The organism is Opitutaceae bacterium TAV5 (genome assembly GCA_000242935.3).
Classification (GTDB): Bacteria; Verrucomicrobiota; Verrucomicrobiia; order Opitutales; family Opitutaceae; genus Geminisphaera.
In genome coordinates, this window is sequence record CP007053.1 from 1,245,311 (window position 1) to 1,264,390 (window position 19,080).

At 63.4% G+C, this 19,080-nt stretch carries 13 protein-coding genes; 9 read left to right on the forward strand and 4 right to left on the reverse strand.

What is annotated here, in order from left to right; genetic code table 11:
- From OPIT5_05780 to OPIT5_05795, 4 genes are all read right to left on the reverse strand, one after another.
- Positions 1-1,785: a hypothetical protein gene (locus OPIT5_05780; protein AHF94108.1), complete on the reverse strand. Its 1,785-nt coding sequence runs from the start codon at positions 1,783-1,785 to the stop codon at positions 1-3.
- A gap of 161 nt (positions 1,786-1,946) precedes the next feature.
- Positions 1,947-2,912, reverse strand: a complete 966-nt coding sequence (locus OPIT5_05785; GenBank protein AHF94109.1) for a hypothetical protein — start codon at positions 2,910-2,912, stop codon at positions 1,947-1,949.
- A 69-nt stretch (positions 2,913-2,981) separates the two neighbouring features.
- Positions 2,982-4,658 carry a hypothetical protein gene (locus OPIT5_05790; protein AHF94110.1) on the reverse strand — a complete coding sequence of 559 codons (1,677 nt, stop codon included), beginning with the start codon at positions 4,656-4,658 and terminating at the stop codon, positions 2,982-2,984.
- Between the two features lie 321 nt (positions 4,659-4,979).
- Positions 4,980-5,825 carry a hypothetical protein gene (locus tag OPIT5_05795; protein AHF94111.1) on the reverse strand — a complete coding sequence of 282 codons (846 nt, stop codon included), beginning with the start codon at positions 5,823-5,825 and terminating at the stop codon, positions 4,980-4,982.
- 269 nt (positions 5,826-6,094) lie between these two features.
- Here OPIT5_05795 and OPIT5_05800 point away from each other — a divergent pair, with 269 nt between their 5' ends.
- The 9 genes from OPIT5_05800 (at position 6,095) to OPIT5_05840 (ending at position 19,050) form a co-directional block, all read left to right on the forward strand.
- Entirely contained in the window at positions 6,095-7,243 is a 1,149-nt protein-coding gene (locus OPIT5_05800) for a transcriptional regulator (protein ID AHF89820.1), read from the forward strand.
- Between the two features lie 42 nt (positions 7,244-7,285).
- The gene (locus OPIT5_05805) at positions 7,286-8,062 is read left to right on the forward strand and encodes an N-terminal cleavage protein (protein ID AHF89821.1); all 777 of its coding nucleotides are present in this window, start codon (positions 7,286-7,288) and stop codon (positions 8,060-8,062) included.
- 29 nt (positions 8,063-8,091) lie between these two features.
- Entirely contained in the window at positions 8,092-9,702 is a 1,611-nt protein-coding gene (locus tag OPIT5_05810) for a hypothetical protein (GenBank protein AHF94112.1), read from the forward strand.
- A 227-nt stretch (positions 9,703-9,929) separates the two neighbouring features.
- The gene (locus tag OPIT5_05815; GenBank protein AHF94113.1) at positions 9,930-12,902 is read left to right on the forward strand and encodes a hypothetical protein; all 2,973 of its coding nucleotides are present in this window, start codon (positions 9,930-9,932) and stop codon (positions 12,900-12,902) included.
- Entirely contained in the window at positions 12,899-14,011 is a 1,113-nt protein-coding gene (locus OPIT5_05820; GenBank protein ID AHF89822.1) for a hypothetical protein, read from the forward strand. Before OPIT5_05815 ends, OPIT5_05820 begins: the two co-directional genes overlap by 4 nt.
- A gap of 328 nt (positions 14,012-14,339) precedes the next feature.
- Positions 14,340-16,181: a hypothetical protein gene (locus OPIT5_05825; GenBank protein ID AHF94114.1), complete on the forward strand. Its 1,842-nt coding sequence runs from the start codon at positions 14,340-14,342 to the stop codon at positions 16,179-16,181.
- 135 nt (positions 16,182-16,316) lie between these two features.
- Positions 16,317-17,489: a GntR family transcriptional regulator gene (locus OPIT5_05830; protein ID AHF89823.1), complete on the forward strand. Its 1,173-nt coding sequence runs from the start codon at positions 16,317-16,319 to the stop codon at positions 17,487-17,489.
- A 42-nt stretch (positions 17,490-17,531) separates the two neighbouring features.
- On the forward strand, positions 17,532-18,194 hold the full coding sequence (locus OPIT5_05835) for an N-terminal cleavage protein (protein AHF89824.1): 663 nt from the start codon (positions 17,532-17,534) through the stop codon (positions 18,192-18,194).
- Positions 18,195-18,297: 103 nt separating this feature from the next.
- Positions 18,298-19,050 (forward strand): hypothetical protein, encoded by a 753-nt coding sequence (locus tag OPIT5_05840; GenBank protein AHF94115.1) that lies wholly within the window; start codon positions 18,298-18,300, stop codon positions 19,048-19,050.
- Positions 19,051-19,080: the final 30 nt, after the last annotated feature.

A 19,080-nucleotide genomic window follows, 5' to 3' on the forward strand; every position in this document is an offset into this window, starting at 1 on the left:
TCACCCGCGCAGGGCGCGGGTGGCGGCTTCGTACGCGGTGCGGAGCGCGGCACGGTCGGCGGACTGGTAACGGGCGGGGAGGAAACGGCGGTCGGAACAGGCGAGGACGGCGGCGAGTTCCTGGAGCGCGAGCAGGTTTTCATCGAGCGGGTCGATGAAATCGTCCACGGCCGTTTTGAGGTCGTCGAGCTCGGGAGCGTCGTCGCGGCCGGCAAGGACGGCACGCTCGTGGGCGCGCACGAGGATGGCCTCGACGTCGCTGCCCGTCAGCGGACGGCCGCCGAGGTGTTCGCGAATGTAGTCGAGGAGACCGGAAGCGAGCGCGAGCTTGCGGCTGTGCGCGATGACGGTGAAGAGCTCGACCACTTCGTCCGGCATTTGCGCGGGAAAGAGCGGCACACAGAGACCGAAACGGCCCTGGCGTTTGAGGTCGATGGCCATGAGGTCGGGGCGCGAGGTCATGGCGATCCACAGTTCTCGCCCGCGCAGCGACGAGTCGCCGAGGTGCGCGGCAAAGGCGGCAAAGACGCGGCTGGAGACGCCGCTGTCGCCATCGGCGCTGCGGTTGCCGAAGACGGCGTCGGCTTCGTCCACGACGACGATGACCGGGCCGAGCGCGCGGATGGTGAGAAGGATGCGGGCCTGCTGGCGCTCGGTCTCACCCACCCACTTGGAACGGAACTGGCCGAGCTCGAGAACGGGCAGGCCACATTCGCTGGCGAAGCAGTCGATGAGGAAGGACTTGCCGACGCCGACGCGGCCGGGAACGAGCACGCCACGTTCGAGGACGTGGTGTTTGCCTTCGCGGATGAGCCAGGCGAGCTCGCGAAGGCGGACCTTGGCGGCGGTGTGCGTGGCGACGTCATCGAGCGAACGGCCGGGGCGCGGGTCCTTGAAACGGACGAGATCGCCGCAGTACTCCTCGATGAGACGACGCTTCCCGTTGCTGATCCGGGAAGCCGTAATGCGTTCGTCGTTACGCAGGGCGGTGGCGAGGAGCTGCTCGATGCGGAGCAGCGGGAGGCCGGAGGTGCGGCGGGCGAGGTCGTCGATGGAAAGATCGCTGTGGGCGGCAAGGCTCGCGGAAGGCGCGAGGGCGTCGAGCCAGCCGGAGGAAAGGAACGCGGCGCGCTCTTCCAGCGAAGGCAGATCGATGCGGACGCGGGCGACGTGAGGGTTTTGCAGGAAGTCGTCGTGGAGCTCGGAAAGCGTCTCCGTGACGAGCATGATGCCGATATCGCCGCGATGAAATTCGGGCGACGCAGCCCAGTTCAGGAGGGTGACGAGCGCGATGCGTTCGTCGAGCGTGGTGTGGGTGTCGGCGGAAGCGGGGACGAGTTTTTCGGCGAAATGGATGACGAGGGTGACGCCGCGCTCCGGTCCGGTTTCCTCAGCCATGCGGAGGAAAAAACGGCGGAGGATGGGGAGCAGTTTCACGAGGTCGCGAGGCGGGCCGGCGCGGTGGTGGCCGGTGTGCTCGACTTCGTCGTAGAGTTGCAGCCACTCGAAGAACCTCGTCTGCATGGCGGCGGTGGCGAAGGTGAGGCCGGCGGCAAGATCGTAGTGGAGCAACTGGCCGCGGGCGGGGAAGAGGCGCTGCGCGAGGTAGCCGCCGAGCGGGGCGTAGGCGGGGGCCGGGCCGAACGCGACGGGGAAGAGATCGTGGATGTTGCCGTGAAGCAGGAAGAGGCTGTGCGCGCCGCTGTTCCAGAGGCGCGCAAGCTCGGCGGCCCAGGCTGGCAGCGGGGCGCGGGGAGAGGTCGTGATGGTGGAGGTGTCGGACATGGCGGCGGGGACGGCGGGCAGGAGTGGTAAAGAGCGGATCAGCACAGGCTGCCGGGTGCAGGGGCGCACTTCACGTGCGCCCGTTGGCAGGATGAAGCCGTTTACGGGCGCACGTGAAGTGCTCCCCTGTGAAAACAGGAACGACGGCGACAGGCTGCATGTCAATGTGTCGTGGATTTCCTTTGACGGCGGGTTGGCAGGGGCGGCGGCGTGGCCTGCACGGAGGGCGTGAGCAGCGCGCCAGCCGGAAGCGACGGGAGCTGGGTGGTGAGGTCCTTGAAATCGGACATCTCGGTGAGCCAGCGGTTGGTCTCGGCCAGGTGTTCGATGCTGAGGTCGATGCGGGCGCCGAGGGCGTCGGCGTTCTTGTTGGCGATGGCATCGGCGCGGATGAGCTTGGCCTGCTCGACGAGGCGTTCCTGTTCGGAGCGGGCGAGTTCGAGGTTGGCGCGCGCCTGGGCGACGCGGGTGAGGCGCTGCCGGAGGGCTTGCAGGCGTTCGCGGCGCGAGGAAAGGAGTTTCCTGCGGGTGTCGAGCGCGGGCGTGGCGGTGCCGTCCTGCGAGGCGGCGGCGATCTCGGCTTCGAGAGCGGTCACTTCGGCTTCGGCGGCTTCGGCGATTCCGGGGAGTTGTTCGCGGCGTTCGGTTTCGAGGTAAACTTCGAGCGACTGGCCGATGGTCAGGAGACGGAGGTACGTCCAGAGGAGTTCGTCGAGCTTGCGCAGGCGGGTGTCGAGCGAGAGGGCGAGCTCGCCGGCGGCGGCCTCGGAGCTGGCGGCGGAGATGTCGTTGCAGACGGCGACGAGGGTGTCGAGACGCTGGCGGCGGTCGGGCGAGAGCGCCGCCACGATCTGCGCGCGTTGTTGCTCGAAGGCGGCGGCGCGGGCTTGCGCGGCGGCCTGGTCGGCCGCCTGCCGGCGGGCGTCAACGCGGCGGCGAAACCACGCGGTGTCGGGCAGATACAGGTGACCGAGCGCGTAGAGGACGCCGCCGATGAGCAGGCCGAGAGGCTCGGCGCTGGCAAACCCGATGCCGAGCGTGAGAACAGCAAGCCAGGCGTGCGCGGCGCTTTTCATAAAAACGCGCCGGTAACTGGCCGGTTGCTGCTGCTGCGGATCGTCGTTCAAGGAATGAAGGCGGATGCGTAAAGGATGAGTGGCGGGTGAGGCGCGCAGGGGCGGGAGAGACGCGCCGGTTTATTCGACGGTAAACCACTGGACTTCGACGCGGCGGTTGAGCTCGGGGTCGGAGCCGGCGGGTTCCTCCCAGCCGCGGCCGATGGTTTCGAGACGGGCAGGCGTCACTTCGAGCCGTTCGATAAGCACGCGGCGGATTTCGTTGGAGCGGTTTTTGGAGAGCTCCATGGCCTTGAGCGCCATCTGGCGGACGAAGGCGTCGCCCCCCTGCTTGCGGAAGGTGTCGACGAGGGCGTTGTCGACATGGCCGCGGAGGAGGATGGTGGAGCCGGGGCTGACCTGGAGGAGGCGCTTGATCGCGTCGAGGTTTTGCAGGTTTTCCCGGTTCGAGAGCTGGAGGACGGCGGAGTTGGGTTCGAAGAGGAAGCGGATGTCCTTGGTGAGAAGCGGATCGCCTTCGAGCGCGCCGGTGGCGGAGCTGCGGATGGGAGCGATGGCGACCTGCTGGCCGGCGAAGGCCCCGGCGGCCTGGAGCGCCTCGAGGTGGCTGGCATCCATGTAACGCTCGGCATCGGTGGGCTGGTCGATGAGCGAACCGTAGGCCAGGAGGGCGGAGGTGAAGATGCCGCTGAAGCTGCCGGCGGAATCGATGGCGCCGGAGTAGAAAGCGAGGTTTTCGGGGAGGTTGGAGAGGTGGACCTTGGCGAGTTCCTCGCGCGCCTGGTCGCGAGTCCACTTGAAGGCGCGGGCAATGGTGTCGAGTTGCGCGGAGGACTGGTCGCGGACGAGGCGGTTGCCTTCGAGGGTGCCCTCGACGAGGCCGGCGACGATCTTCGGGTTGGCCTGGGCGAAGGCTTTGTTGACGATCAGGATGTCGGCGATGATCAGCAGATTCCTGTTGGTGGTGAGAAGCGTGGCGGCGCCGTTGCTGGCCTCGACGGTCTCGGTGGTTTTCGGCGCCCAGGTGACACAGCCGGCGAGAAGGTTGCCGCCGGCTTTCAGGTCCTGGAGAAAGAGGTCGGCGGCGGCGAAGGCGTCCGCGGCGAAGAGGAGGTTGACCTTGTCGGGATCGGGGCGCTCCTGCGGGGTCGCGAGGAGATGGACCTCGAGGCCGGCCTCCTGGGTGAGGTAACGCAGGAAAAAGTCGGCCTCGGTGAACTGGGAGGCGACCACGACGCGGCCCTTGAGGTCGTTGATGCGGCGTATTTCCTTGCGCACGACAATGCCGTCGGCGCCGCGCGAGAAACCGATCTGCACGGGGGCGGTGACGGCGAAGTTGCGGCAATAGGCGGTGAGGACATCCACCGTGGTCGCGGAGGCGGCGATACGGCCGGTGTTCAGGGCCGGCCAGCTTTCCTCTTCGCTGAGCGTGATGCGCACCTTGAAACCGTGCTTTTTGTAGAAGAAGGAGTTTTCGGAGGGTTCGAGGCCGCCGTTGGCGACGATGATGCCGGCATAGCCCGCGTATTCGCTGAGTTCGAGATCGATGGTGTTGTCCTTGGGAACGTAGGCGGCGGCGGGCGGCAGATTGGGACAGGCAAAGAGCGGCGCGACAAACTCGGCGGCGTCGATCGCGGTGTGCGTTTCTCCGGCGGCGGTGGTGGCGGCGGCGGACGCAGGCGCGGCGGCCGACGAGGGAGCGGAGGCAGGTTTGAGCTTGTCCCACCATTTGTACGCGCCGAATCCGGCGAGGCCGAGAATGAGGAGGGTGAGGACGAATTTACCGCGAGCTGTCATGGGAAGATTTTTTCAGGGTTTGGCTTTGAACAGAAGGAAACAGGGAGAACGAAGAAGATCCGAAACTGAAATACCTTCGTTCTCTTCGTTTCCTTCTGTTGGGAGGTTCTAAAAATTAACCGCGAAGGACGCGAAGGATGCGAAGAGCGGAAAAAACAGATTCATTTTATTTTTCTGATGGATTGAAGGTAAATTGATTGAGAATTTGTATCCGACTCCTGACCGCTTCGCGTCCTTCGCATCCTTCGCGGTAAAAGAGAATGGTTCTGGAAGTTTCCTGTTCCGACAGGTTTGAGGATCGGGAAACGGGAACCCGGGTGGTCAGGACCCGGAGATTTTCTGGCGGGCGGGCGCAGACGGATCGGGTTGCGGGGCGGCCTGGGGCTGCACCATGCCCATCTTTTTCTGGTATTCCTTGAACAGGAGAGCGCCGCGAGCGCGCTTGGCTTCCTGCTGGCGCTGGAGGGAGGAGCCCATTTCGCGGGCGAGGTCGAGCGTGGCGCGCATCTGGCCTTCGCCGCCGGCGGCGGCCTGGCGAAGCTGTTGCATGGAGCGGCCCATCTCGTCGCCCATCATGCCCTGGAGTTCGCCGATGGAGCCCTTCATGAGGCCGGCGAGATTTTCCAGGGAACGACCGACGGCGACACGCGCCTTCACGGCCTCGAACTCGCGCTGGAATTTCTGGATCTCGCGCAGGCTGTTGGCGATGATCTGCGTGTTTTGCTGGTAGAGTTCCTCGAGGCTCTTGAGCTGGGCCTGGTTGTCGGCGAGATCCTGCTCGATGGTGGCGAGTTCCTCGGCGTAGTGGGTGCCGTTGGCCTCGTCGTTGGCGGCGGCGGCGGCCTGGAGGAGGTTTTGGGTTTCGTCGCGCTGACGCTCCTGCCGCTTGATCTGGTCCTTGAGGAGGGCGATCTGGCCGGCGAGCTGGCCGTTGGCGTAGTGGGCCTTGTCGGCCTTGGCCTTGGCATCGCGTATGCCGCGTTCGACGACAGCCTGGTTGATGGCGTCGGTTTCGGTGGCTTTTTCGGCAGCGAGGCCGAGCCAGATGAAGAAGCGTTTGATGGCGCGGAACATGACGGTGTGGTTTGAGGGTGGCTGGTTGCGGAGGCGGAGGTGCTGAACGGGAAACAGGCCCGGATATGGCCGGTGACTGACGAATGACGGCAAGAATCAAGGTTTTGCAGAGGAAATCGAGCGAGGTTTGAAATTTTTTTGCCCTCCCCGGTTCAAACCTGGGCGAGGCAAGGGAGCCGGCGAGAGCGACGTTAATTTTGATTAAAAAATGATCAAAATAAACTCAATTACGATCGATGTTAATTTTAATATATTATAAATAAATAAGTTATGAAATAAACACTTCGCGCGAAAAACTTCTTGATTTTGATCAATTATTGGTCAAAACATCTGTCTCGTTCGATTCGCCCACACCTGCTCCCATGTTCCCCATGTTAACAGAATCCCAGAAAAAGGCCGATTTCGTGTTCACGGAACTGGAGCGCCGCATCGCCGAAGGCGTATGGAAGATCGGTGAGCAAATTCCGACCGAGGCGGAACTCGCCGAAGAATTTTCCTGCAGCCGTGGCACCGTGAGCCGTGCCATCGCGCGGCTTTCGCACGAAAAGCTCGTCGAGCGCCGTACCCGCGCCGGCACCCGCGTCGTGCAACGCCCGCAAACCGGCGCACACAGCCGCAACGGCGGCGCGCACGCGCTCGACCTCGACGCCTGCGCCTGCATCTACCCGAGCGTGGAGCACGAGGGCATCGCGATGATCGTGCAGGGTTTCCAGTCCGCCGCCAACGAGGCCCGCCAGCGCGTGATGATGCTGACCACCGGCATGAATTTCCGCAAGGAGGCCGAGATCGTCGGGCGCCTCGGCGAGTTCAACGTGCGCGGCGCTGTCATTTACCCGGTGATACGCAGCCCGCAGGATCAGGTGTACTACATGCAGATGATCCTCGCCTGCCCCTACCCTGTCGTGATGGTCGGCGTGAACCTGCCCGGCGTGAACCGCCCCGGTGTCGTCTCCGACGGACAACACGCCGCCTATACGATGACCCGCCGCCTCCTCGACCAGGGCCTGCGCCGCATCGGTTATTTGAGCAATTACGCCTGGGTACCCTCCACCCGCGACCGCTATCTCGGCTACCGGCAAGCCATGTCCGAAGCCGGCGTGTTTGACGACTCCCTCGCGCATCTTGAATCCAGGATGCAGCCACGCTTCGACAATCCGCTCGAAGAGCCCACGCAGATCGCCCGCGATTTTTTTGACCGCATGTGGACCCGTCACCCCGGGGGACTGGAAGCCATCGTGTGCGCCGAGGATTTTCTCGCCCATGGCTGCATCACTGCCGCCACCGAGCGCGGCTTGCGCGTCTCCACGGCCAGCGGTGACCTCAAAGTCACCGGCATTGGCGGCTTCCGCAATCTCCCCCGTCTCGACCTGCCGCTGACCACCTACCGCATGCCCTTCTCCCATATGGGCGCCACCGCTTTCCGCGTGCTCAACGAGCAAATCGCCGGTCGCTACGACGGCCCGCTCGAAACCATCCTCCGCGGTGAACCCGTTCCCGGCGGCACCGCGTAGAAACACCGTCTCCATCCACCACCGCCCCCGTCCGTTTTCCCCATGAATACACCGTGCCCGATCTCCCCCCGCCTCCGGCGTGCCTTCACGCTGATCGAACTGCTCACCGTGATCGCCATCATCGGCATCCTCGCCGCGATTATCATCCCCACCGTTGGCCGCGTACGTGAAACCGCCAAGACCGCGCACTGTGCCTCCAATGTCCGTCAGATCGCCCAAGCCTGCCTGCTCTACGCCAATGAAAACCGGGGACGATTGATTCCCATGCGCAACACCGACGACGCCAACCGCACCTGGCGCGCCTACATCGCCCCCTACGTCGGCACCACGAAAAAGGCCCGGGGCGTTTTCACCTGCCCTTCCGACCCGACCAACGCCGACGCCGCCGACACCAGCATGGATGTAACCGGAAATGTGCCTTCCTCCTACGGATTAAATTCAGGCACCCAGTACGCGTCTTCTCCGGACAGACTTCACCAATACGGAGACAATCGCTCTCCCTCCAGGACCCTGGAAGCCATCAAGCAGCCAACCCGCATGATCATGATTGTGGACATCGGCTGTGCGGCGTCGGGCGCATCAAGCACCAATCCCTCCGCATGGGCGGTTGATACCAACAAAAAATCCAATCTGGGCTACGCCAAGTTTCCCTGGGGAGGGAGTTTTTCACCGACCGACTGGTCCGTCTGGCCGCGCCACAGCAGCGGCAAGACCGCCAACGCCGGCTTCTACGACGGCCACGTTCGCCAAGTCGATCTCATCAAGGATCTCCGCGACCACGCCGAAGGCGATCCTCTCTGCCTGTTCGACAACCACTGACAATCACCAATTCAAGTATCCTATCTCTCATGACACCCGCTCGACACATATTCAACCTCCGTTTCATCATCGCCGCCTCGCTGCTCTTCAGCACACCCGCCTTCCTCGCCGCTGCCACCTACACGTGGGACGGTGGCGGTGACACGAATTTCCTCACCCCCGAAAACTGGAATCCCGATGGCGCGCCCGTCAGCGCCGACGACACTCTCATCGTCTTCACCGGCGCCACCAACACTGCGCCGGTGCTCAACAGCGCCTTCACGGTCAAAGATCTCAGCTTCAACACCGCCACCTCCTTCACCCTCTCCGGTGCCGGTACCCTCTCCGTCTACGGCGCGGGCACCGGCAGCGTCAGCGGCAACAACCAAGGAATCACCAACACCGGCGCCGGCGCCCAGGCCGTCGCCAACGACATCCTGCTCACCGGCAACGCCCAGTTCTACGCCATCGGAGGCAAGCTAACCCTGAGTGGAGCGATCAACGGCAACGGCAAGAGTCTCGCCCTCCGCTCCTTTTCCAACACCAGCCGCCTCGTCATCGAAAACAGCATCAGCGGCGTCTCCGCCCTCAACTTCAACTCGTCCACCACGGGCGTGGTCGAACTGCGCGCGTCCAATTCCTACACCACCACGTCCAACATCTGGCGCGGCACCGCACTCGCTGCCCACGATTCCGCCTTCGGCACCGGCGAAGTCCGCCTCGGCCTCAACAACGCGACCGCCGCCTATCTGGAGGGCACGGCCGCCGTCCTCACCGATGGCGCCCGCACCATCGCCAACAATATCCGTCTCGTCAGCGTCAGCGCCGGCGAACGCACCGGCCCCAATATCATCGGCGGCTCCACCGCGCACGTTTCCACCTTCAGCGGAAACATCCTCGTGAACAGCTTCAGCGCGAACAACGACCAGAAAGCCGAGGCCCTCACCCTCACCGCAACTGCCGGCGGACGCGTCCACTTCACCGGCAACATCCAGCGCGCCGCCGGCGTCAGCGCCGACAGCCACACCGATCATCTCACCAAGACCGGCCTCGGCATCGTCGCCCTCAATGGCTCCAACAACACCTACTCCGGCACGACTACCGTCAGCGAGGGCACCCTCCTCATCAACGGCGTCCTCGCCTCCGGCGGCGACACCGTGACCGTCTCCAGCGGCGCCACCCTCGGTGGCTCCGGCACCGTCAACCGCGCCATCACAGTGCTCGACGGCGCGACCTTCTCCGCCGGCAACATCGATGATGACTCCGGGGCCAGTCTGGCCGGCACATTCACCGCTGGCGCCGGCCTTGCCCTCGCCAACACCGCCACCCTCCATTTTGACCTCGGCGCCACCAGCGATTCCGTTTCCGTGACGGGGGACTTCACTCTCGGAGGCACACTCAACATCACTGCACTGGAAGGCTTCGGGGCGGGCACCTACACCCTCTTCAGCTACGCCGGCGGAGCCTTTGTCAACAACGGCCTCGCGCTCGGCGTCACTCCGGCAGGGTTCGATTATGAGCTGAATTTCGCCACCGCCGGGCAGGTCAGCCTGATCGTGACCTCCGCGATTCCCGAGCCGGGCTTCATCGCGCTGCTCGTCGCCGGAGCCGCGCTGATCTCCACGGTCGTGAGTCGTCGTCTCCGTCGGAACGCCCGCTGATACATTTCCCCCGCTCCCCCCCTTCTCTCACAAGCGTTGCCATTCTCTCCTCTCGCGAGCACGATGCGCGGCAGGAGAAAGGTGCCTGCATTTTTTCTGTTTCCCGAGCCGCGGCGCGGCTCAGATGCCATGCCTTCGTGCTTTTGTCGTTTTCCGTCCTCGAATTTATGCCTTGGTCCACATCCCCTGTCCTCCGCTTTTGTGCATCGTTGTGCCTCGTCGCTACGTTGGCCTTCGCTCCGCCAGCGACTGCAACCGGCCTCGAAAAAGGCCGGCCCGGCGCCCAACTCCGCGGCACGCCCGCAGGCACGGCAACCTGGCAGGCAACTCCCAACCTCGTTTTTGCCTCCACCACCCAGGCCCCCGGAATCCAGGTTCAGGACACCCGCCCTTTCGCCGGCCGGCTCCCCATCCCCGGTGATCCGGCCGTCGTCACCGCCGAGGCCGAATTACAGGTTACACCCGGCGCCAAAGGATGGCTCGCCCTCGGCATAGGCAACCCCCGGCTTGGCACTCCCCCGTGGGGCAAGGGCGTGTATGTCATCCTCACCCCCGAGGGCCGTTACACCCTCGCCGCCAATGACGAGCCTGCGGACTGGCAATCGCAGCACATGGTTGTCCTCAAACGCGGCTCCCTTCCCGAATTTTCCCCGAACCGCCCGATGAAGTTAAAAATCGAATACGACCGCGCGGGAGACACCGTCAGCCTGTGGGCCGGCGGATCGCCTGTCTCGGGCTCTGTTCCCCTTGCCGGACGCGGCGTAACCGTCGAGCCTCGCTTCGCCGGCTTCTCCGGCTTGGGACAGACTCCCGGCCACGCCTTCGTCACCGCATTTTCCGTGTCCACCGGCGCATCCGCCGGAGCGGAAACCTCCGCACTGGAAAGCTCCTGGCTGGTTCCGCTCGCCATCCCCGCCTGGTGGGAACCGGGGGAGGTCGCCGCCTTCAGGCTCAGCGGCAAGGCGTTGCCCGCCGCCATCGTGTCTGTCAAGACCGTGCTGACCACCGTGGAAGGCGAGGTGGTCGCGGAGTTCATCTCTCCGCGTGCCGAAATCGAACGCCACGGCTGGACTTGGCGGCCGGACCGCCCCGGCTTCTACGAAGCCGAGTTCCGCGCCATCGATCAGTCCGGAAAGGAGCGTCCCCTTGTCCGCTCCTTCGACCTGAAAGCCCCCGCAACCGGCACGGTTCTCTCCATTCAGCGCGCACGTCAGTCCTTCGCCATCCTGCCGCCTGACCCGCTTGACGTTCCCGGACGCCAGTCCAAGGGACAGTTCGGCTTCACCTACACGCTCAACCAGGAAAACATCCCCCTTGCCCGGCTCGTCGGCCTCGACCTCGCCAACATCCACCCCATTCCCTGGGGGGCCAACTTCTCCAACCTCAACACCGCCATCGAACCCGCCAAAGGCCAATACCGCTGGGAACTCCTCGACCCGCACATCGACGCTCTCACCCGCGCCGGTATGACCATCGCCGGGCAATTCTGTTACACCCCTCTCTGGGCCTCACCGCATCCCGACAAGAAAAACGTCAACATCTGCGTTGTCGAAGGCACCGCCTACGCCCCCGCCGACATCCAGGACTACGCCCGTTTCGTCGAGGCCACCGTCCGCCGCTACGGAGACCGCATCCGCCTGTGGGAACTCTGGAACGAACCCGCTATCCCCGGCGGCAGCGTCTTCTGGTCCGACACCCCGGAAAACTTCGTCCGCCTCATGGAGGCCGGCTACACGACCATCAAACGACTCCAGCCCGACTCCGAAGTCTGGATCGGCGGACTCGGCAGCCGCTCCGCCTATTATGCGTTCTACAATCGCATCCAGCAGCTCGGCGCATCCCGTTTCTACGACGTGCTCTCCCAGCACGGCAGTTTCCCCGACCGTGGCTCTCACGAATTCCGCCGTATCGACACGATCCACGACGTTCCCGCCAAACCCGCCGTCGTCTCCGAGTGGCACGCCATCCTTCAGGGCAACATGCAGTCCACCCCCATCCTTGCCGAAGACGCCCTCTCCTTCCGCCTGCTCCGCGACCTCGCCCGGCAACTCAGGATCGGTATCCGCCGCACCCTGCTTTTCGAGATGTCCAACCTCACGGAAAAGGAAGCCTTGGGCTTCGCCCGCGAAAACAAATGGTTCACCCACAGCTCCGGTCTCTTTCGCAAACGTCCGCAACCCGAACCGCGCCACGCCGCTGTCGTTCTTTCCAACTTCCTCCGGATCACCGGACGTCAGGCCACCGTTGTCCGCGAATTTTCCGTATCCACTGATTCCCTCGCACTCCTCCTCGACACCGCGCGCGGCCCCCTCGCCCTCGTCTGGAGCGAAACCGGCCCGCTGCCGGCTTCCAGCCTGAGCACCGTCGCTACTCCCGCCTCTACCCTTCTTGACTGGGAAGGTCGCGCTGTCTCCCTCGTCCCCGACACCGGTTCCGTGCTCCCGCCCGGCCGCTTCTATTACCTTACCACCCCCGACACCGCCGCCATCTCCCGTCTTCCCATTACCGACAAGGTTGTTTCCAGGCAAGTAGCTGCCCGCGCCGGCCACGCCGCCGTCGAAGCTACTTACCAGACGGCTCCTCTGTTCAAGGACATTGATGCACCTTTGCAGATACCCTCCAGCGCATGGATCAATACCCACTGGAAAGGCAAGGCGCCGCGACAAGGCAACCTTGACGCCGGATTCTCCGCCCGTGCCGCCGTCGGAGCCAGCGATGCCGGACTCGACATCGTAGTGGAAGTAAATGACACCGTCCACTCGCAGCAGGAAACCAGTGCATGGTGGAACGGCGACAGCCTGCAAATCGCAATTGATTGCGAAGGCATCGGCATCAGTGGCGGCAACACCGAACTGATCGCCGCCCTCACCCCTGACGGCCCTCTCCTCCACAAAATTCTGGCGGCTGATCCACGGGGAGACATTCCCGCCCGCTGGACGCCCGCCGGGAACGAGGTTCGCCATGCCGCCGTTCGCATCGAACGCAACGCATCCACGACCCGTTACCGCCTGCGCGTCGAATGGCCGGAACTGTATCCTCTGGCCAACAACACGGAAAAACCGCTGCGCCTCTCTCTTGCCATCAATAACAACGACGGCTCCGGACGAAACGCCACCCTCGAATGGGGCTCTGGCATTGTCTCCGAAAAAGACCCTTCGGCTTACGGCCTGTTGCGCCCCGTCACCGCCTCATTTCCATGATACTATCAAACACAGCTGCCGCCCGCGCCCTCGTCTCTCCCGGTGACGACACTCGCCTGCGCGAAGTCTTCGCCCGCGCCCGCCGGGGCGAGCCGATCACCCTCGCGGCCATCGGCGGCTCCATCACCGCAGGCGCCCGCGCCACCCAGCCGGAAAACCGCTACGTCACGCGCCTCGCCGGCTGGTGGCTCACCGCCTTCCCCGATTCTCCGTTGAAGCTCGTCAACGCCGGCATTGGCGCCACCGGTTCCAACTACGGCGCACTTCGCCTCCAGCGCGACGTTCTTTCCAAAAATCCCGATCTGGTCATCGTTGACTTCGCGGTCAACGACCTGAACGACCCCGCCGGACGCGCCGAGAGTTACGAAGGCGTCATTCGCCAGCTTCTCGCCCATCGTCCGCAACCGCCTGCTGTCGTCCTCGTGTTTTTTCTCCGCAACGACGGCGCCAATGCGCAGCAGACGCAGATCGAGACCGGTCGCCATTACCAGGTCCCCATGATCAGCATTCGCGACGCCGTCTGGCCGGAAATCACCGCAGGACGGCTCACCTGGAACGACTATGCTGCGGACTACGTCCACCCCAACGACGCCGGCCACGCGCTCATCGCCCGGCGGCTCATCGAACATTTCGAGCGCGTCCAGATCCCCGCCTCGCCTGCTTTCACCCCGCCCTCTCTCCTCCCGGCTCCGCTCCACAGCAATCTTTTCCAGGATGTGACGCTTCACGAGAGTTCCGAACTGTATCCTGTTTCCAACAACGGATGGGTTTTCGACACGGAAACAAAAGCGTGGATCGGCCGGCATCCCGGCGACACCATCGAATTCGAGATCACGGGTATCGCGGTTTTCCTGATGGATTATCACAAAAATGGCGGCTTTGGCCGTGCCTCCGTGCAGGTGGACAGTCTCCCGCCCGTGACACGCGAAACCTGGTATGAACAGACGTGGGGCGGCTACCGCGACACCGTAACCATCGCCCGTGACCTCTCCCCCGGTCCGCATCGCATAAAACTCAAGATTCTGCCCGACCATCATTCCGAAAGCGGAGGTCACGAATTCCGCCTTCTCGGACTCGGCGCCGCAAACCCTCTCTCCGGCGAGCCATGAAATCCTGTTCAGGAAATCCGAGGCCCATCTTCACCCGCTGCTCCGCCCGGGATTCCCCGCCTGCTGAAATGCCTGCGTGTTCACTGGACCGGCTTTTGTGTCGCATCACCGCCTCACCCGTTACGTCAGGGGGCGCGGGAGTAACGATGCACTCCCGATTCCGCCTCCCCCGGTCGGGACGTCGGCCACTACGACCTTCCCGCCGCTTCTTCCGGACATCATCCGCCCGCTGCTGCCAGTCTGCCCACCGACCACCCGAAAGTCTTCCGGAAAGGGTTTGGCCGAAACAATGTTGCCCGCTGATTCTGCCTGATTTCATCTCTGCCTCATGTCGCTGCCCCCGGTTTCGCCCTCCGCGTCTCCTCCCGATGATTTTGCCGCCCGTCAGGCCCGGCTTCGCGCACTCGCTGCCGCCCAGGCCGCCGCCGATGCCGACACTCGTATCAACGACGTGCCCCCCGCCAACATCCGCAAGCTGGAGGCCACTCTCTTCGGCGCCAACGCCGTCGTCGACCTGATCAACCATCGCAACCACGCTGCCGCAAACGTCGCCCTCCGCCGCACCGCCGCCTGGTTCGATCTCCCGCATCCGCAAGGCAAGGACCCGCGAGGCGAAGCCGACTTCGCCGCGCTCAAACTCTGTCAAGCCTGGTATCTCCTTTCCTCCGACACGGGCACGCCATCCCCGCTCGAATCCTCCACCCGTGACGCCATCCGGCAGTTTTTTCTCACGCACGATTTCGCCAGCCTCTACCAGTCGGAAAACCATGTCCTCATGTTTCATGCCAGCCGTCACCTGATGGCCCAGGCCTGGCCGGACGCGATGTTCTCCGCCTATGCAAAAACCGGCGCGCAACTCGCCACCGAAGACGCCGCCTGGCTCTCCGGATTCATCCGCCAGCGCGCCCGCTTCGGCTGGGGCGAATTCGACTCGGTTTGTTACCTCGACGCCGTCTGGGAAATCCTGCTCTGCCTGCACGATCACACCCGCGATGCCTCCCTCCGCCGCATCACCGGCATGATGCTCGATGTCCTCCTCGCCGGCATGGCCGTGAACTCTCTCGACGGCATGTATTGCGGAGCCCACGGACGCATCTACGCCGACCACGCGCTCGACCACGCCAACGAACCCGTCCGCATCCTACAGTATCTTTATTTTGGATACGACCCACCGCCCGTCCGCCTCTCCCTCCACGATCTTCTCCTGATCACGCCGGCCAGCGGCTGGCGTCCCTCCCCCTTCGTCCTCGACCTCGCGCACCCGCGGACCACCCCTTACGAAAACCGCGAACGCAAACACCTGCACAACCTCGCCGACACGCTCCCCGTTTCCCCTCTCCCCGGCAGCATCCGCAAATACAGCTGGTGCACCCCGCGCTACGTTCTCGGCTGCGTGCAATATCAGGACGCCTATCCGGCGGCGGCCGCATGTGCCTGCCACAATCACTACGAACTCCCCATCCCGGCCGACCAACGTTACGCCGCAGGTTATGCGTATCATCAACAACACAACTGGGACCTCACTTTCACCGCTACGAACCGCACCGATGCCCGCCTCTTCACCCATCACCCCGGCACCGACGGCACGCACAACTACTGGACCGGCGACCGCCTTTGCGGTTGCGGCCATTTTTTCCAGAACCGGCAGGCGCTCGTCGCCCTCTACGATATCGACCCCGCGCAACCGCTCCACTTCATCCACGCCTGCCTGCCGCAAGCCGCTTTCGACGAAGTCGTCGACGATCCCGCGAGCGGCTGGATTTTTGTTCGCGCCGGGGATTCGTTTGCCGGCCTCTGGTTTTCCTCCGCCCGCCGCTGGACAACTGCGGGCGAGTGGGCAGGCCGCGAAGTCGTCAGCGACGGCCTCCGCCACGGCATCGTTTGCGAAGTCGGTGACACTGAAACCCACACCCATTTCGCCGCTTTCCGCCAGACGCTCCTCGCCTCCCCGATCACATTTGACCGCGAAGCCATGACCCTGAAATACCACTCCTCGCAGGCCGGAATCCTTTTTCTGGATACACGAGGGGCGCGCCGGCTCGACGGATCTCCCGCCGACCTGGACTACGCCACCCATGATTCCCCTTTCATGCATTCCGCCTGGGGCAGCGGCGTTATCGAGTTCCTCGGCGCCACAAGCCGGATAACACTCGATTTCACAACCCGGTAATCCCTTTATCCGGCGTAAACCCCTGATCTCGTTTTCAAATTTAACTTATTATCAATATATTATAAAATAAAACAGTTTTTATTTAAAAACGCAGTTTTTACTTTACAACAACTGTTCTTTTCCAATGCTAGCGGCATGCCTGCCATCTCCGCCCCGCGATTGAGCTCCAGAAAAGTCAGCGCCGTCCACGCCGCCTTGCGCGGGCAGATTGCGACTGGCGAGTGGGCGGAAGGCGACACGCTCCCGACCGAAACCGAACTCGCCGCCCGCTTCGATTGCAGCATCAGCACGATCAGCAAGGCCGTGGGGCTTCTCGCGCACGAGGGCCTCGTCGAACGCCGCCGCCGCGCCGGCACCCGGGTCATTTCCAGCAAAACCACGTTCGCCTCCAGTGCCGCTACCGCCAATGATCAGGCTTCCCCACCGCTGACCGATCTTGGCTCCGTCGCCTTCATCTACCCGGCCGAACGTCATGAAGGCATCTGGCGCGAGGCCCGCGGTTTTCAGGACGCCGCCCATGATGGCGGCCAACGCGTCATGCTGCTAAGCACGAGTCTCGATTTCCACAAGGAAGCCGAGTTCATGACCCGCCTCGACGAGTTCGCCGTGCGCGGCGCACTCGTGTGGCCCAACCTTTTTTCCGCCGAGGCGCAGGCCGCCTTCGTCAAGGCCACCACCTCCGCCCGCTACCCGATCGTCCTTACCTCGCCCAACCCGCTCGGGCTCGATTGCCCCGTCGTCACGCTCGACGGGTTTCACGCCGGCTACACCCCCACGCGCCATCTCGTCGAACGCGGCGCGCGCCGCATCGGTTATCTCTCCGCCCGCTCCCGCAGCGCCTCCATGCGTGAACGCTATCTCGGTTACCGCAAGGCTGTCGAGGAGGCCGGCATCACGCCCGCTCCCGAGTGGGTGTGCCTCGACTCGTCGATGAATGTGGACCTGACCAACCCGATGGAAGAACCCGAGGCCATGGCCGCCACCTACCTGCAAGCCGCTTCCGCCGGCGCGCCCGATGGTATCGACGCCGTTGTGTGCAGCACCGATTTTCTTGCCGTGGCCGTAATCGAAGTCGCGCGCCGCACCGGCCTGCGCATCCCTCATGACCTTCGGGTCACCGGCATGGACGACTCCGAACTCGCCGCCCGCTCCTCCGTCCCCCTGACCAGTTATCGCATCCCCTATGAAGAAATCGGCGCCACCGGTTACCGCGTCCTGCACGACGCCCTCGCCGGCCAGTTGCCCCGATCCGCCGGCCCCGTCGAACACCTCCTGCGCGGCATGCTCACGCAACGCGACAGCAGTTAGCGGCCAGAGCGTAACCACACAGCCCCTGCCCTGCCTTTCCCCATGAAACACACAAACTCCACCGGCCCCTCGTTCAGCCACTGCCGTGCCTTCACGCTGATCGAACTCCTCACCGTCATCGCCATCATCGGCATCCTTGCGGCGATCATCATCCCTACGGTTGGCAAAGTCCGCGAAGCGGCCCGGCTCAGCAAAGCGAGCAGCAACATCCGCCAACTCCAGCTCGCCAACATCCTCCACGCCTCCGAACACAAAGGCCGTTACGTCGCGCCCAAACTGCAAGGCGGATACTGGTGGTACCAAAACGCCGACTACTACAGACTCCTGGGTTTCAACGGGGCCAACGCCGATGCAAACAAAGCGATCGCCGTCTATCGCAGCACCGTCGACGTCGAGGGCAGGGACCGCCCGGATTTCGGATACAACCGGACCGGCCTCACGGAAGAGCAGCTTGCCATCGGCTACCGGGAGAGCGACATCCCCAACCCCACACGGAGCATCGCCTTCATGGACTCCCTCTTCACCCTCGTCCGCGTCAACGACAAGGACCTCTACAACGGCACCGAGATACGCCAGAGTTTCGAACCTGCCTATCGTCAAAACGGCAAGGCTCTCGTCGCCTTCTGGGCCGCCAACGTCCGCCTTGTTTCACGTGCCGAGGCCGTGGCCGCGGCCAATGAAGACATGTGGTATCCAAACAGATAAACCGCCTCAAAACATCCATCCGTGATGGAAACAACACTGTCATTCCATCCGTACCTCCGCCTCTTCCTCTCGTCTTAGCCCGAACAATCAACCGTCAAATATTATGAGAAAACAATACGTTGCCAGCATTCTGGCCGCCTTGCTGTCAGCCGTCCCTGCCCTCGTTCAGGGCGAAACTGTGCCGAAGACCTTCACGGATAATTTCAACCGTGACAATACGCCCAGCCCTGGCGGTGGCCTCGGCTCCGACTGGGACATCACCGGCAGCATTTTCCTGAACTCCAATGTTGCTAAAACTCAAAACACGGGGGCCCACTTCGCACTCTACAATTCTGTACCGCTTTTAGATTCATTTACCATCCGTGCGGATTTCAACTCGCAGTCCAACGGCCGCTACGGCGGGATCCTGTTCAATTACGTCGACTCCAACAATTATTCACTGATTCGTTTCAACTTCGCAGGAGCCACTACCTCTACCGCTTGGCAATTCATCGAGCGTATCGATGGAACGAGTTCCACCGTGAGCTCAGGCACCATTGCTGCAGGAGCAACTCAGGCAAAAACCTGGCGAGCCCTTACCCTTAACTCCACCGACACCGCCGGACAATACACCTTCACGATCACCAACAGCACCACCGGGGACACCTATGTTTCCCAGACAATTACCAGCGCCAGCCAGACGATTTCCGGCCAAGCGGGCTTCTATTTTGACGGCGACTACATCTGGGCTGACAATTTCGCCATCACCACCAACGTCCCTCCTATCCCCGAACCCGCCACTGTGAGCCTCCTGTTGGGAAGCGTGTTTCTTGCCGGCGCGATCATCTGGCGCAAACGCATCGCTACCCGACGCTGACCCATTCCCATCTCCATCCCCATATACGCG